Source organism: Cryobacterium sp. TMS1-20-1 (assembly GCF_004402355.1).
GTDB lineage: Bacteria > Actinomycetota > Actinomycetes > Actinomycetales > Microbacteriaceae > Cryobacterium > Cryobacterium levicorallinum.
On record NZ_SOGF01000010.1, the window covers coordinates 35,372 to 49,670 of the forward strand.

Sequence of the window (14,299 nt, forward strand, 5' to 3'; positions counted from 1 at the left end):
TAGAACCGAACGAGTCGGGCCCGTTACAGCCTGTGAACAAGCGGTCGCCCGGCAGTTTTGGGCGGCAAGCGAGGTGGTACCGCGGCGATTTCTACAGAATCGTTCGTCCTCGTGGAGCAGGGCCCCAGTGACCCGTCCCGGTAGGAGAAGCATTTTGTACCCCAAGAGCCGCAACACGACCCCCCACGGCACACCCGCCGAGGCCATCGTTCCGTCACCGAACTTTCCCGCGCTCGAGAGCGAGGTGCTGGAATTCTGGAAGAACGACGACACCTTCCAGGCCTCGATCGACGCACGCGCCGGCGCCGAAGAGTGGACCTTTTATGACGGCCCGCCGTTCGCCAACGGCCTGCCGCACTACGGGCACCTGCTCACCGGATACGCCAAAGACCTGTTTCCCCGGTTTCAGACCATGCGCGGCAAGCAGGTGCACCGCCGCTTCGGCTGGGACACTCACGGCCTGCCGGCTGAGCTCGAGGCTGAACGCAAGCTCGGCATTACCGACAAGAGCCAGATCGAAGAGATGGGCCTCGCTGCCTTCAACGCCGTCGCCCGCGAGTCGGTGCTCGAATACACCAAGGAGTGGGAAGAGTACGTCACCCGGCAGGCCCGCTGGGTCGACTTCGAGAACGACTACAAGACCCTCGACATCACCTTCATGGAGTCGGTGATCTGGGCGTTCAAGCAGCTGCACACCAAGGGCCTCGCCTACGAGGGTTACCGGGTGCTGCCCTATTGCTGGCGCGACCAGACCCCGCTCTCCAACCACGAGCTGCGTATGGACGACGACGTCTACAAGATGCGCCAGGACCAGACCGTCACGGTCACCTTCCCGCTGATCGGCACGAAGGCCGAAGCCCTCGGCCTGACCGCGGTGCGTGCCCTGGCCTGGACTACCACCCCGTGGACCCTGCCGTCCAACATGGCCCTCGCCGTCGGCCCCGACATCACCTATGCCGTCGTTCCGGCCGGCCCGAACGGCACGCCGGACGCCGAGGTGCTGCGGGAGGCCGCCGATGCCACGGCAGAGGTGCTCGGCGCCGAATACCTGATCGCCATCGACCTGGTCGGGAACTACGCCAAGGACCTGGGCTATGAGTCGGCGGCGGACGCCGTCGCATCTGTTTCGCGCACTGTTACCGGCACCGAGCTCGCCGGTGTCGGCTACGACCGCCTGTTCGACTACTACGCCGACACCGCAGTCTGGGGCACCGAGCAGGCCTGGCGTTTCGTCGTCGCCGACTACGTCACCACGAGCGACGGTACCGGCATCGTGCATCAGGCTCCCGCCTACGGCGAGGAGGACCAGAAGGTCTGCGAGGCCGCCGGAATCCCCGTCATCCTCTCCCTCGACGACGGGGGAAAGTTTCTCAGCGACATTTCCGAGGTGGCCGGCCAGCTCTGGAGCGACGCCAACAAGCCGCTCACCGCGCTGCTCAAGGCCAACGGCCGGCTGTTGCGCCAGGCCAGCTACGAGCACTCTTACCCGCACTGCTGGCGCTGCCGCAACCCGCTCATCTATAAGGCCGTGTCGAGCTGGTTCGTGCGCGTCACCGACTTTCGCCCGCGCATGGTCGAGCTCAACCAGGAGGTGAACTGGGTTCCGGAGAACGTCAAAGACGGCCAGTTCGGCAAGTGGATCGGCAACGCCCGCGACTGGTCGATCAGCCGCAACCGCTACTGGGGCTCCCCGATTCCGGTCTGGAAAAGCGACAACCCCGATTACCCCCGAACGGATGTCTACGGCTCGCTCGACGAGTTGGAAGCCGATTTCGGGGTGCGCCCGACCGACCTGCACCGCCCGTACATCGACGAACTCACCCGACCGAACCCCGACGACCCCACCGGCCAGTCCACCATGCGCCGCATTACGGACGTGCTCGACGTCTGGTTCGACTCGGGCTCCATGCCGTTCGCCCAGGTGCACTACCCGTTCGAGAACCGGGAATGGTTTGAAGCGCACAACCCGGCCGACTTCATCGTGGAATACATCGGGCAGACCCGCGGCTGGTTCTACCTGCTGCACGTGCTCTCCACCGCCCTGTTCGACCGGCCGGCGTTCAAGAACGTGGTCAGTCACGGCATCGTGCTCGGCAACGATGGCCAGAAGATGAGCAAGTCGCTGCGCAACTACCCCGACGTCAACGAGGTCTTCGACCGCGATGGCGCCGACGCCATGCGCTGGTTCCTGATGAGCTCGCCGGTGCTGCGCGGCGGCAACCTCGTCGTCACCGAGGAGGGAATTCGTGAGGGTGCCCGCCAGGTCATGCTGCCGCTGTGGAGCACCTGGTACTTCTTCTCCCTCTACGCCAACGCGTCTGCGTCCACTGACACCGCCGGTGCCGCCGGCTACGACGCCACCTGGCGTACCGACTCGACCGACGTGCTCGACCGCTACCTGCTCGCCAAGACCCGCGACCTCATCGTCGGCGTCACGAGCGACCTCGAAGCCCTCGACAGCACGGTCGCCGCCGCCCGCCTGCGGGACTTCGCCGACGTGCTCACCAACTGGTACGTACGCCGGTCCCGCGACCGGTTCTGGGGCGGCGCGGCTGCCGGTGCCACCTCGCACGAAGCCTTCGACACGCTCTACACCGTGCTGGAAACCGTCTGCCGGGTCACGGCTCCGCTGCTGCCGCTCGTCACCGAACGCATCTGGCAGGGCCTGACCGGCGGCCGCAGCGTGCACCTCGAAGACTGGCCCGATGCCGCCCTGTTCCCGGCCGACGAAGAACTCGTCACCGCGATGGACCAGGTGCGCCTGATCAGCAGCACCGTGCTGTCGCTGCGCAAACAGGCCGGCCTGCGCGTGCGCCTGCCGCTGACCAACCTCACCGTCGTCACCGGCAACACGTCCGCTCTCGCTGCGTTCGTCGGCATCCTCCGCGACGAACTCAACGTGAAAACGGTCACCCTGATCGAGCTCGAAGATGACAGCGCGGTCGCGTACGGCGTCACCAGCAAACTCGTCGTCAACGCCCGCGCCGCCGGTCCCCGCCTCGGCAAGCAGGTGCAGCAGGTGATCAAGGCCGCTCGCGCCGGCGACTGGAGTGAGACCGACGGCATCGTGACGGCCGGCGGCATCGCCCTCGAGCCGAGCGAATTCGAACTGACCCTCGAAGCGAACAACGAGGCGGGTGACGGCAGCACCGCGCTGGCGTTATTGCCCGGCGGCGGGTTCGCCCTGCTCGCCACCAGCACCACGCCCGAACTCGAGGCCGAGGGCTTTGCCCGCGACCTCATTCGCGCCGTGCAGGACACCCGCAAATCGGCCGGTTTTCAGGTGAGCGACCGCATCCGTCTCGATCTGCTGTTTCAGAATGAAGCGGATGCCGACTCCTTCGACCTTGCCCTCGGGGTGAACGTCGCGGACGAAACCCTCGCCACGACGTTCAGCACCCATCGGCCGTCGCAGGGCGAATTTTCCGCTGATCTGCCGTCCGAGTGGCTCGAAGCGCGTGTCGGCGCGCCGGTCGAACACTACGTGCGCTTTGAAGCCGACCACTATGTCAATTTGGGCGCCGTCATTGTTGCCGTCGCACGCGTGAATGGAGCCATCCTTGTCTGACACCAACGCCCCTGCTGAGGGCACGCCCGACGACGATACTGCCGGCTGGAAGAACATCACCGGTCGCGGTGACGATGAGGAGCCGATGAACCAGCCGGCTCCGCTCGATTCTTTTCGTGAAGCCGGTGACGCCGTCTTCGCCGACCTGCTGCAGCGGGTGGGCGAGGCCCAGCCGCAGCCGCGTCTCGCACCGACACGTCGGGCGCTGGAATTCCTCGGCGACCCGCAGACGTCGTATCCGATCATTCACATCGCCGGCACTAACGGCAAGACCAGCACGAGTCGTATGGTCGAGAGCATCGTGCGCGCCTACGGTCTGCGCACCGGCCTGCTGACCAGTCCGCACCTGGTCCGGCTGAACGAGCGCATCGTCATCGATGGCGAACCGATCAGCGACCAGATCCTCGCCGCGAACTGGACCGACATCCAGCCCTACCTAAAGCTGGTCGACGGCGAGCTTGAAGCCGCCGGCGAAGCGCCGCTGACCTTCTTCGAGGCGCTCACCGTGCTGGCGTTCGCCTGCTTCGCTGACGCGCCGGTGGATGTCGCCGTGATCGAGGTCGGCATGGGCGGCGAGTGGGATTCCACCAACGTCGCCGACGGCCAGGTCGCCGTCTTCACCCCGATCGCCCTCGATCACACGCTGCGCCTGGGCAATACCGTCGCCGAGATTGCCCGCACCAAGAGCGGAATCATCAAGCCGGCGGCATCCGTGGTCTCCGCGGCGCAGAGCGCCGACGTGCGGGCCGAACTTAATCGCGCAGCGCAACTGACTGAGTCGACGCTGGCCCTAGAGAATGAGGGCTTCGAACTGCTCTCGAGCACCGTCGCCGTCGGCGGGCAGGTCATCTCGGTGCGCGGCCTGGCCGGCACCTACAGCGAACTGTTCCTGCCGCTCTACGGCACCCACCAGGCGCAGAATGCCACCGTGGCCATTGCCGCCGTCGAATCGTTTCTCGGCGCCGGCAGCCAGGCCCTCGCCAGCGATCTCCTCGCCGAGGGCCTCGCGACGGCGACGTCTCCCGGCCGCTTGCAGCTTGTCGGTATCGAACCGACCGTACTCGTGGACGCCGCGCACAACCCGCACGGTGCCGCAGCCCTCGCCGCAGCCCTCGAGGCGTACTTCGACTTCGACGAGATCGCCGTGGTCGTGGGAATTCTGGCCGAGAAAGACGCGCAGGGAATCATCGCTGCGCTCGCGCCGCAGGTCGACCGCTTCTACGTGACCGAGCCGCACTCGGAGCGGGCCGTGCGCATGGACGACCTCGCCGACAACATTGCCGAGTGGACCAGCGACCAGATCACCTTCCGCTTCGATGACCTGGCCGGTGCCCTGGAGAGCGCCCGTGAATGGGCCGCCGAGGCACCCAAGCGTGCTGTGCTCGTCACCGGGTCGATCGTGCTCGTCGGCGACGCGATCACCCTCGCCGCCGCCGGTGAGTGGATGGAGAAGTGAGCGGTCCGCGCTCGGTCAAGCGGTCGCTCGCGACGATTCTGCTCGGTTTCGAGACCATCGTCGTCTTTCTGGGCGGCGTCGTCACCCTGGGGCTGGTGTCCGTGGCGACCGAGCCCGGACCGGTCGCACCGCTCGGCGTGATCATCGGCGGCGTGCTGCTCTGTGCGGCCATGGTCGCCCTGATCCCACTGCTGCGCTACCGCTGGTCGTACCCGATCGGCTGGGCGCTGCAGGCGATCATTATCGCCACCGGGTTCGTCACCCCGGCCATGTTTTTTGTCGGCGCCCTGTTTGCCGCCATGTGGACCTACTGCATGGTCACCGGCTCCCGAATAGATCACACGCATCCAGATCAACACAAGGAGATTGAATGAACACCCCGATTGAAGAAACCCTCGTTTTGGTCAAGCCGGACGGCGTTGCCCGCAACCTGACCGGCGAAATTTTGCGCCGCATCGAGGCCAAGGGGTATTCCCTGGTCGACGTGAAGCTCGTCGAACCCGACCGCTCACTGCTCGCCGCGCACTACGCCGAGCACGCGGGCAAGCCCTTCTACGAGCCCCTCGTCGAATTCATGGAGAGTGGCCCCATCGTCGCGTTCCGCGTTGCCGGCAATCGGGTCATCGAAGGCTTTCGCGCCCTGGCCGGAACCACAGACCCCACGACCGCCGCTCCGGGCACGATCCGTGGTGACCTTGGCCGCGACTGGGGTTCCAAGGTGCAGCAGAACCTCGTGCACGGCTCCGATTCGCCCGAATCCGCCGCGCGTGAACTCGCGCTCTGGTTCGACTAGGCGCCATCTAAAAGGCCCCCGTCTCGAGGAGACGGGGGCCTTTTCTGGTTATCGTTACAGGCGGTTCAGCACGTCCATATTGACCTGGGCCACGATGAAGAACACGATGTAGCAGACGATCGTGATGACGAACATCCACGAATAAGCCCCAGCAGCCGCGCGGCGAACGGATGCCCCACCCGGCAGATTGCCGACCTTGAAGTTGTACAGCGTCACGGCTAAAAAGACCGGAATGGTCACCGCCCAGGTGGCCATGCACCACGGGCAGAGCACGTCGAGTACGAAGATGCTCTGCCCGATCAGCCAGATCACAAAGATCATCGCACCGAGCACGCCGACGTTGAAGCCGACCCAGAACCAGCGCGCAAACCGGGCGCCGGCCAGAATGGCCATGCCGATCGTGATCACGACGCTCCAGGCGGCGAGCCCGATCAGCGGGTTCGGAAAACTGAAAACGGCGCCCTGTGGCGAGGACAGATTCGTCGCGCAGCCGATCAACACACTGAAGCTGCAGCTGAGCTGCGCAGTGGGATCCTCCAGCAGGTGGATCTTGTCCAGCGTGAGGGCGAAGGCGGCGGCAAACGCGATGATTCCCGCGATGATCAGGAAAAAGGCCAGCCCGGTTGGACGGTGATAACGCTCTGTCTGCGGCACTCTTGTGATTATGCCACCCGCACGGCGTGGCTTAGTGCGATTGCATGCGATAATCGTTGGTAGTCGTTGAGCCGCGCTCAAGCAGACGCCACAGTGCTTAACGAGTACAGAGCTTAATGGGCAATAGTCGCCCAGTAGAAGGGTCCCACGACCCGCAGTTTTAGCAGCCAGAGCACAGGTCCCCGAAGTTACACCGGGGGTCAAAGCCGGGTGCAGCAGTAAAAGATTCGCGGGGATTTCACGCAGGTGGAGACCTCGCACGAGAGAGTAACCGGTGGATGGCGCGGTCATTCACAGCGGTCAAGGAGCGCACCAGTGATGGTGGAAGACAACGAAAACAAAAAACGCAAGAGCCTGTTCGGCACTCGCAAATCAACCCGGAAGACGCCGGTCACTGTGCCGACCGTTGCGCCAGCAGTCGAAGCGCCCGCCATCGAAGCGCCCGCAATGCCGCCGGAGCCTCCGATTAACAAGGTGACCATCGCCGAGTACAACAACGTCACCGGAGCGCAGCAGATGACCGACTCCACGCCAGAGCGCGCCAAGACGACGGACGACCAGAAGGACGGCCAGGCCCAGGCCCCGGTTCGCCCGTCGTACTCCCTGTTGTTTCAGGCGCCGGAGATTCTGCCGTTGCCGGCGCGCACCGGCATCCGCTCGTCGCAGCAGCAATCGCAGCAGGGACTGCACGAGCTGGATGACGACGAGGAAGAAGAGTCCACGACGGTTCGTCGTCGGGCCCGTCGTCGCACCGGCGACGAGAACCGTTCGGGTACCGACGACCCCGCCAACACCGTGGTCAAGGTGCGCGCCCCGCGCGAACCCGAACTCATCACCGAACCCCAGCGCATCAAGGGCTCGACCCGGCTCGAAGCGAAGAAGCAGCGTCGTCGCGACGGCCGCGATGCTGGACGCCGTCGCCCGGTGATCACGGAGGCCGAGTTCCTCGCCCGTCGTGAGTCCGTCGACCGCCTCATGGTCGTGCGCGCCAAGCACAACAAGATCCAGATTGGCGTGCTCGAGGACGGCGTGCTGGTCGAGCACTACGTCGCCAAGAACCAGGACGCCTCGCTCATCGGCAACGTTTACCTCGGCCGGGTGCAGAACGTGCTCCCGAGCATGGAAGCCGCCTTCGTCGACATCGGACGCGGCCGCAACGCCGTGCTCTACTCCGGTGAAGTCGACTGGGACGCCGCCGCCGAGAACTCCGGCACCAGCAACCAGGCCCGCCGCATCGAGCTCGCGCTCAAGCCCGGCGACAAGGTGCTCGTGCAGGTCACCAAAGACCCGATCGGCCACAAGGGTGCCCGCCTCACCAGCCAGGTTTCGCTACCCGGCCGCTACCTGGTCTACGTGCCCAACGGGTCGATGAACGGCATCAGCCGTAAGCTTCCCGACACCGAGCGGGCCCGCCTGAAGAAGATCCTCAAGGAGGTTCTGCCCGACAACGTCGGCGTCATCGTGCGCACCGCCGCCGAGGGCGCCACCGACGAGCAGCTCACCGTCGACGTCAACCGGCTGCGCCTGCAGTGGGCGAACATCGCCGAGCAGGTCGAGTCGGCGCAGGCGCCCGCCGAGCTGCACAGCGAGCCCGACCTGTTGGTCAAGATCGTGCGTGACGTCTTCAACGAAGATTTCCAGCGGATGGTCGTGGCCGGCCCCGACGTGCGCTCGACGATTGAGAACTACCTCAGTCAGGTCGCCCCCGACCTGCTCGAGCGCGTGGAAACCCACGAGGGCGAGGTCGACGCCTTCGACGAGTACCGCATCTCGGAGCAGATCGAAAAGGCCCTCGACCGCAAGGTCTGGCTCCCGTCCGGTGGATCCCTCGTGATCGACCGCACCGAGGCCATGACCGTCGTTGACGTCAACACCGGCAAGTTCGTCGGCAGCGGCGGCAACCTCGAAGAGACCGTCACCAAGAACAACCTTGAAGCGGCCGAAGAGATTGTGCGCCAGCTGCGCCTGCGCGACATTGGCGGCATCATCGTCGTCGACTTCATCGACATGGTGCTCGAAAGCAACCGCGACCTCGTGTCGCGTCGCCTGATCGAATGCCTCAGCCGGGATCGCACCAAGCACCAGGTGGCCGAGGTCACCTCGCTCGGACTCGTGCAGATGACCCGCAAGAAGCTGGGCCTCGGGCTGCTGGAGTCGTTCAGCGAGAATTGCGAGGCCTGCGCTGGCCGCGGCATCATCGTGCACCACGACCCGGTCATCAAGCACCGCCAGACGGCGCAGCCGCCGCAGGAACGACGCCCGCGCACCAAGAGTGGAAGCAACGGGGGCACGAGCAACGGTGACAGCGCGCACAACTCGGGCCAGCGTGACGGCTCCAACCGCGACCAGCACGCGGGTTCCAACTCGTCGTCCGACGCTCCCAAGAGCGGGGTGGGCACGCACGGCATAACCGAAGACGCCAAGCATGCCCTCGCATTGATCGCCGCCCGCACCATCACCCGCACCGGTTCCATCGCCATCGTGACCGCACCGGATGCTGCGGCACCTGCGGTCTCGCAGGCTGGTACCGCGCAGGCCGGTACCGCGCAGGCTGGTACCGCGCAGGCCGGTACCGAGCAGGCCGGTGTCCAACCGGAAGCAGCGGTTCAGTCGACAGCCGTGCCAGTCAGCACAGAATCGGCCGACCCGACGACGGGCACCGAGCGTTCGCGTGGTCGCCAGTCGCGCTCGCGCGGCCAGGGTGGGCGCGGCCAGCAGTCGCGATCCGAACAGGCCCGCGCCCGCCAGGCGGAGCAGGCCAGCACCGCTCAGGCCAGCACCGCTCAGGTCAGCACTGCACCGGCGAACACCGTGCCGACCGAGCCAGCGGCATCCGCTGCCCCGGCCGCTGAGACAGCACCCGCGGCAACAGTCGAGCAGGCAGTCGAGTCGGTCGCCACGGAAGCAGCACCCCGCACCCGCGGCGGTCGCAGCACCCTGGCAGCCGGTGCGCCGGCCGTGCAGACACCCGCGCCCGAGCAGTCGGAATCCGTCGAAATTCTTGACATCCCGGTTAAGAAGTCCACCCGCAATACGCGGCGCCCCAGCAAGCAGGTCACCGACCAGCTGTTGGACTCCGTGCTCGATTCCCTGCCAGAACCGAAACTGCCCGGTCAGGGACGCGCGCGCAGCCGTCGCGTCACAACCGCTGGTGGTGCCGCCGGCCAGGCCATTTTGACCGCGACCGGAACGGTTCCGGTCGCGTCCGCCGCCTCTGCCACCAGCCAGCCGCCGCACGGCGAGTAGGCGCGAGCAGCGAGTTGGGCGACGACGTAATCGGCGGGCGGCTTCCGCTCCTGCGGCGATGGCCTCTCGGCCTCACCGCGGGGGTGTTGGTGGTGCTCGCCGTTTTCGTCGTGCGGGCCCTGTCGCCGGCCTTCGTCGACGAGCAGCTCACCGACTGGCAGCTGCCCGACCGGGTACAGGACACCCTCACCCTCGCCATCAGCGTCATCATCGAGTCGGTGCCCTTCGTTTTTCTGGGCATTCTGCTGTCCGCGGTCGTGCAGGTCTGGCTGCCGCACGGCGTGCTGGCCCGGCACCTGCCGCGCAATCCGATTTTGCGGCGGGCATCCATTTCTCTCCTCGGCATGTTCTTTCCGGTCTGCGAGTGCGGCAACGTTCCGCTCGCGCGCGGATTCATGGTGGGAGGCTTCACTGTCTCCGAATCGATCACATTTCTGCTCGCCGCGCCCATTTTGAATCCGATCACCATCATCACCACGCACCAGGCCTTCGGCTGGGACGGCCACATCCTGGTCGCCCGGCTGCTCGGCGGGTTTTTGATCGCTAACGTCGTCGGCTGGCTGTTCAGCAAGCACCCAGACCCCCAAAGCCTGCTGACGACGAGGTTCGCTGCCGCCTGCGCGGTCGGTTCGACCAGCGGCCACGGCGGTGCAGGCCACGATCATGAGCACGGCCGTGAGAGCCGGTTCAGCCGCACCACCGAGATCTTCATTCGCGAGACTTCGGTCATCATGCCGGCCCTGTTTATCGGATCGGCAGTGGCCGCCCTCACCCAGGTGTTCGTGCCGCGCTCGGTGCTGCTGGCCCTCGGCAGCAACCCGGTCTGGTCCGTGCTGGCCATGATGGCCCTGGCCTTCATCGTGGCGGTCTGTTCCAACGTCGATGCCTTCTTCGTACTGTCCTTTGGTAGCACTTTTCTTCCCGGCGGTATCGTGGCGTTCCTCGTGTTCGGTGCCCTGATCGACGTCAAGATGCTCGCCCTTATGCGCACGACTTTCACGAGTCGCACGCTCCTGCACATCACAGTGGTGGTGGGGCTGATGAGCGCGGCGCTCGGATTGCTGGTGAACTATGTTGCGTAGGAACGGTTCGGCACTCCGCTATTGGGCTGAGCGCTGGCAGGGTGTTTTGCTCAGCCTCGTCGTCGTCGTGGCGACCCTGTGGCTCGGCCTGAGCGGTCAGCTCGGGCTGTATATCCACCCGCGCTACTTCGTCTTCACGATCGCCATGGCGGTCGTCGGGCTCGTGCTGGTGAGCGCCGGTTTCGCGCGCCGCCGCCACTTCGCGGTGGAACGTACCGGCCGGGTGGAAACGACCCTGACCGGTGTGGGGGTCGTGCTGCTGCTCGTCATGGGTGTCGCCATTGTCGTGGTACCGCCGACCACACTGACGAGCGCGACCGCTACCCAGCGCGAGGTAAACTCCGGCGGACTCGGCACCGACGAGGATGCCGAGCAGGCGGCTGCACTGATCGGCACGGGTGATTTCGAGAAGCTGAGCGTACGGGAATGGGTCTCCCTGCTCGCGCAATCCTCCGACCCAGCCTTTTACTCCGATAAGACCGCGCAGGTCACCGGGTTTGTGACCCCCGATGCTGGCGACCCGGAGAACGTGTTCTACGTCGCCCGGTTCGTCGTGACCTGCTGCGCCGTCGACGCCCAGCCAATCGGCGTCCCGGTCTATCTGCCCGGCTGGCAGGCCGAGTACGAGGTCGATGACTGGGTGCAGGTCACCGGTCGGTTCGAGGTGAGCGCGAGCGCTGCGGCGAGCGACCCGCTCGCGATTACCCCGGTCGAAATTCTTCCCGTCGATCAGCCGAATGATCCCTATGTCTATTGAGCAGACTACCCAGCAGCAGCAGCAGCAGCAGCCAGCACTGCGTCCGTTTCGTCGCGCACTCTGGCTGCTCGTTGGCGGTCTGGTCGTGGCCTGTTTCACCCTAGTCGCCGTGAACCTGATGAGTGGTCCCCGGCTCACGTCCGTCGACGTCGACACGACCGCTGTGGTTTCCGCCGCGAACCAGCGCCTGGTCCTAGCGACCAATCGTCAGCTCGTCGAGGTCACGCCGGACCAGGTGGATATCGCGCCCGCCACGGACTTCCAGGTGACGACGAGCGGTAACTCCGTCGTGATCTCCTTTCCCCAGCCGCTCGCCTACAACACCGACTACGCCGTCTCCGTGCGGGGTGTCACCGGGGCAGCCGTTGACCGCCAGTCGTCCTTCAGTACGGAGTTCAGCACCTCCGAACCGTCGTTGTATTACCTCAGCCGGGCCGCCCCTTCGGTCGGTGCCGACGCGCGGGCCCTCGACCGGATCCTTCGCACCACGGTCGGTTCGACTGAAACAAGCGTTGCCTTTGCCACCGCGAACATCCAGGAGTTCGTACCGATGGGCACGGAGCTGGCTGTCGTTACGGTCAACGACGACCTGGCCAACGCGCTCTACCGGGTCGACGCCGACGGCACCGCCGAGGTGCTCAACCTACCCGGAGTTGGCCTCGTGCACGACTTGCAGGCCGCTCCCGGCCAGTCCCTGGTCGGCTTTCGATTCACCAGCGCAGCGGATGCCGCGGGCCCCCGCTACGACAATGTGCTGTTCATCCTCGACCTGCGCACCAACGCGTCCACTCCGGTAGCCGATCTGAACGGCGACCCACTCAGCGTCACTACCTGGGGATTCATGGCGAATCGCGCCGATATCGTCGCACAGCAATACGACTCGACCATGCTGCTGATCAACCCGATCGACCAGTCCGGCGGTAACCCGCTCGAGAACGAACCAGAGCTCGACCCGCCGGTACCGCTCGGCCAATTTGCCAACCTCACCGCCTTTGCCCCCGACGGGGTGCGCATCGCCGTCTCCGACCGCGATGGCCAATACGTGCTCGATCTCTCGCAGGGCACTGAGTCGGCGATTGTGCCGCAGAGCGTGGCAGGCACCACGCGGTACACGGCCGAGCTCAGGTTTCTGGCCGGGGGAGACGGGGATACGGAGACCGACCGGTACGTGCAGCGGGTGGCCGAGTTTGATCCGGCGACCGGCGCGGTGCGGCAGTACCTGTCCCTCGTTGCGGGGGGCGAGACGCGCACGGTCTACGCGCCGGCATCCGCTTTGGAAACCATCGTCGGCTTCGAGATCTCACCCAACGACCAGTACCTGGCGGTGCAGGTGGTGCCCAATCGAGACAGCGAACTCTCCGACGGCTACCCGGAGAATGCCCAGGCGACGGATGCGACGACCCTGTTTGTGAACGTGGCGACCGGTGAGCTGCGCCGCAGCGTGCTCGGTTTCGACGCCACCTGGCAGTAGTTGCCGGGTGGCCAACGCCGCGGCTACAGCCCGCGGCGCTCCCGAGCGGTCACCCGCAGGCCACTGGCGCGCAACCGCACGATCATCTCGCGAAAGGTGACCGGGAGAGCGCCGGCGGCCACCAGCTCGTGGTAGCTTGCTTCCGGCACGTCGTAGTGATCCAGGTCGAATCCGCGCCGCGGAAGGCCGGCGACAGCGGCGAAGGCGTGTAATTCGTCAAGATTCAAGTCGCTAACGAGGTGTGCCCACACCGTTCCGTGCGCCGGCCAGCTAGGCTGGTTGATAAGTATTGCCATGATCGAAGTCTACGAGCCGCACCGTGTTTCAGATGTGGTTCAGACACGCCGCGCCGTTGGTTTGACCGCGGGTAGCGAATCAGGTAAAGTCAACCCTTGGTGTGCGTTAGGCAAAATCAACGCAAATGCCAAGGTTTTCTGAGTGTGCGCAGCCAACCGGTTCGTACGCTGCAGTCAATTACAGCAGTCAATTCACACTAGTGAGTTTTCAGATTCGGAGCCTTGGGCTCCCCAGAGATTGGTACGTAAAGTGGTTTACGCAGTTGTGCGCGCCGGAGGGCGGCAGGAGAAGGTAGAGGTCGGTACCATCGTGACGATGGACCGAATCAAGGCTGACAAGGACGGCAACGTCGAGCTGGCCGCCGTGCTTCTCGTCGACGGCGACAAGATCACCTCTGACGGGGCGTCGCTGGCCAAGATCAAGGTCACCGCCGAGGTTTTGAACAACCTTCGCGGTCCGAAGATCGTCATCCAGAAGTTCAAGAACAAGACCGGGTACAAGAAGCGTCAGGGGCACCGTCAGGAGCTCACTCGCGTTCAGGTTACCGGCATCGCCTAGGCCTGAGGAGATAGACAGATGGCACATAAAAAAGGTGCGAGTTCCACTCGCAACGGTCGTGACTCGAACGCTCAGCGCCTCGGCGTGAAGCGCTTCGGTGGTCAGGTTGTCGGAGCGGGCGAGATCATCGTTCGTCAGCGCGGCACGCACTTCCACCCCGGCGTCAACGTGGGCCGTGGCGGCGACGACACGCTCTTCGCCCTGGCAGCCGGCTCCGTGCAGTTCGGTGCCAAGGGTGGCCGCAAGGTCATCAACATCGTGGTGGCAGCCGAGTAGGTTTTCACAGTACGGTGCTTTTCAGCACATCGTCAGGGCGGGCTTCGGTCCGCCCTGACGTGTTTCACCGCGGTGTTGTTCAAACACAGCACCGATTTACCGCAGCATCGATTTACCGCAGCACCGATTTACTGCAGCACC

General features: G+C 65.2%; 13 protein-coding genes. 11 read left to right on the forward strand and 2 right to left on the reverse strand.

Annotated features, from left to right (window positions below; all coding sequences use genetic code 11):
• Positions 1-151 precede the first annotated feature (151 nt).
• The 4 genes from ileS to ndk all read left to right on the forward strand — a co-directional run bounded on the left by ileS (position 152) and on the right by ndk (position 5,817).
• A complete protein-coding gene (gene ileS / locus E3O45_RS01295; protein ID WP_241985174.1) occupies positions 152-3,568 on the forward strand; it encodes an isoleucine--tRNA ligase in 3,417 nt (1,138 codons plus the stop codon).
• Positions 3,569-3,653: 85 nt separating this feature from the next.
• Complete coding sequence (locus tag E3O45_RS01300; RefSeq protein ID WP_134441262.1) at positions 3,654-5,024, forward strand: folylpolyglutamate synthase/dihydrofolate synthase family protein; 1,371 nt, start codon at positions 3,654-3,656, stop codon at positions 5,022-5,024.
• Entirely contained in the window at positions 5,021-5,398 is a 378-nt protein-coding gene (locus E3O45_RS01305) for a DUF4233 domain-containing protein (protein WP_158251688.1), read from the forward strand. Before E3O45_RS01300 ends, E3O45_RS01305 begins: the two co-directional genes overlap by 4 nt.
• Complete coding sequence (gene ndk, locus E3O45_RS01310; RefSeq protein ID WP_092450801.1) at positions 5,395-5,817, forward strand: nucleoside-diphosphate kinase; 423 nt, start codon at positions 5,395-5,397, stop codon at positions 5,815-5,817. The genes E3O45_RS01305 and ndk overlap by 4 nt, the downstream gene beginning before the upstream one ends.
• 54 nt (positions 5,818-5,871) lie before the next feature.
• Here ndk and E3O45_RS01315 read toward each other — a convergent pair whose 3' ends face one another.
• Entirely contained in the window at positions 5,872-6,471 is a 600-nt protein-coding gene (locus E3O45_RS01315) for a vitamin K epoxide reductase family protein (RefSeq protein ID WP_241985170.1), read from the reverse strand.
• Between the two features lie 318 nt (positions 6,472-6,789).
• Here E3O45_RS01315 and E3O45_RS01320 point away from each other — a divergent pair, with 318 nt between their 5' ends.
• From E3O45_RS01320 to E3O45_RS01335, 4 genes are read left to right on the forward strand one after another with little or no spacing between them, the layout of a single operon-like run.
• Positions 6,790-9,717, forward strand: coding sequence for a ribonuclease E/G (locus tag E3O45_RS01320; protein WP_134441263.1), 2,928 nt, complete (start codon positions 6,790-6,792; stop codon positions 9,715-9,717).
• A gap of 14 nt (positions 9,718-9,731) precedes the next feature.
• Complete coding sequence (locus tag E3O45_RS01325) at positions 9,732-10,799, forward strand: permease (RefSeq protein ID WP_092450794.1); 1,068 nt, start codon at positions 9,732-9,734, stop codon at positions 10,797-10,799.
• Entirely contained in the window at positions 10,789-11,556 is a 768-nt protein-coding gene (locus E3O45_RS01330) for a TIGR03943 family protein (RefSeq protein WP_134441216.1), read from the forward strand. Before E3O45_RS01325 ends, E3O45_RS01330 begins: the two co-directional genes overlap by 11 nt.
• Positions 11,546-13,027, forward strand: a complete 1,482-nt coding sequence (locus E3O45_RS01335) for a hypothetical protein (RefSeq protein ID WP_134441217.1) — start codon at positions 11,546-11,548, stop codon at positions 13,025-13,027. Before E3O45_RS01330 ends, E3O45_RS01335 begins: the two co-directional genes overlap by 11 nt.
• 23 nt (positions 13,028-13,050) lie before the next feature.
• Here the strand turns inward: E3O45_RS01335 and E3O45_RS01340 are convergent, their stop codons facing one another.
• Positions 13,051-13,323, reverse strand: coding sequence for a DUF4031 domain-containing protein (locus E3O45_RS01340; protein WP_134441218.1), 273 nt, complete (start codon positions 13,321-13,323; stop codon positions 13,051-13,053).
• On the opposite strand from E3O45_RS01340, the gene E3O45_RS17370 reads away from it, so the two are divergent.
• The 3 genes from E3O45_RS17370 (at position 13,322) to rpmA (ending at position 14,158) form a co-directional block, all read left to right on the forward strand.
• A complete protein-coding gene (locus E3O45_RS17370) occupies positions 13,322-13,465 on the forward strand; it encodes a hypothetical protein (protein WP_158251689.1) in 144 nt (47 codons plus the stop codon). The genes E3O45_RS01340 and E3O45_RS17370 overlap by 2 nt on opposite strands.
• Before the next feature lie 108 nt (positions 13,466-13,573).
• Positions 13,574-13,882: a 50S ribosomal protein L21 gene (gene rplU / locus E3O45_RS01345; protein WP_092450786.1), complete on the forward strand. Its 309-nt coding sequence runs from the start codon at positions 13,574-13,576 to the stop codon at positions 13,880-13,882.
• A gap of 18 nt (positions 13,883-13,900) precedes the next feature.
• Positions 13,901-14,158, forward strand: coding sequence for a 50S ribosomal protein L27 (rpmA, locus tag E3O45_RS01350; RefSeq protein ID WP_092450784.1), 258 nt, complete (start codon positions 13,901-13,903; stop codon positions 14,156-14,158).
• Positions 14,159-14,299 lie beyond the last annotated feature (141 nt).

Bases quoted from the DNA above. Each gene is read 5' to 3' on its own strand.
- E3O45_RS01300 (WP_134441262.1), top strand. From the start codon at position 3,654: ATGAACCAGCCGGCTCCGCTCGATTCTTTTCGTGAAGCCGGTGACGCC.
- ndk (WP_092450801.1), top strand. From the start codon at position 5,395: ATGAACACCCCGATTGAAGAAACCCTCGTTTTGGTCAAGCCGGACGGC.
- E3O45_RS01320 (WP_134441263.1), top strand. From the start codon at position 6,790: ATGGTGGAAGACAACGAAAACAAAAAACGCAAGAGCCTGTTCGGCACT.
- E3O45_RS01330 (WP_134441216.1), top strand. From the start codon at position 10,789: ATGTTGCGTAGGAACGGTTCGGCACTCCGCTATTGGGCTGAGCGCTGG.
- E3O45_RS01335 (WP_134441217.1), top strand. From the start codon at position 11,546: ATGTCTATTGAGCAGACTACCCAGCAGCAGCAGCAGCAGCAGCCAGCA.
- E3O45_RS17370 (WP_158251689.1), top strand. From the start codon at position 13,322: ATGATCGAAGTCTACGAGCCGCACCGTGTTTCAGATGTGGTTCAGACA.
- E3O45_RS01340 (WP_134441218.1), bottom strand. From the start codon at position 13,323: ATGGCAATACTTATCAACCAGCCTAGCTGGCCGGCGCACGGAACGGTG.
- rpmA (WP_092450784.1), top strand. From the start codon at position 13,901: ATGGCACATAAAAAAGGTGCGAGTTCCACTCGCAACGGTCGTGACTCG.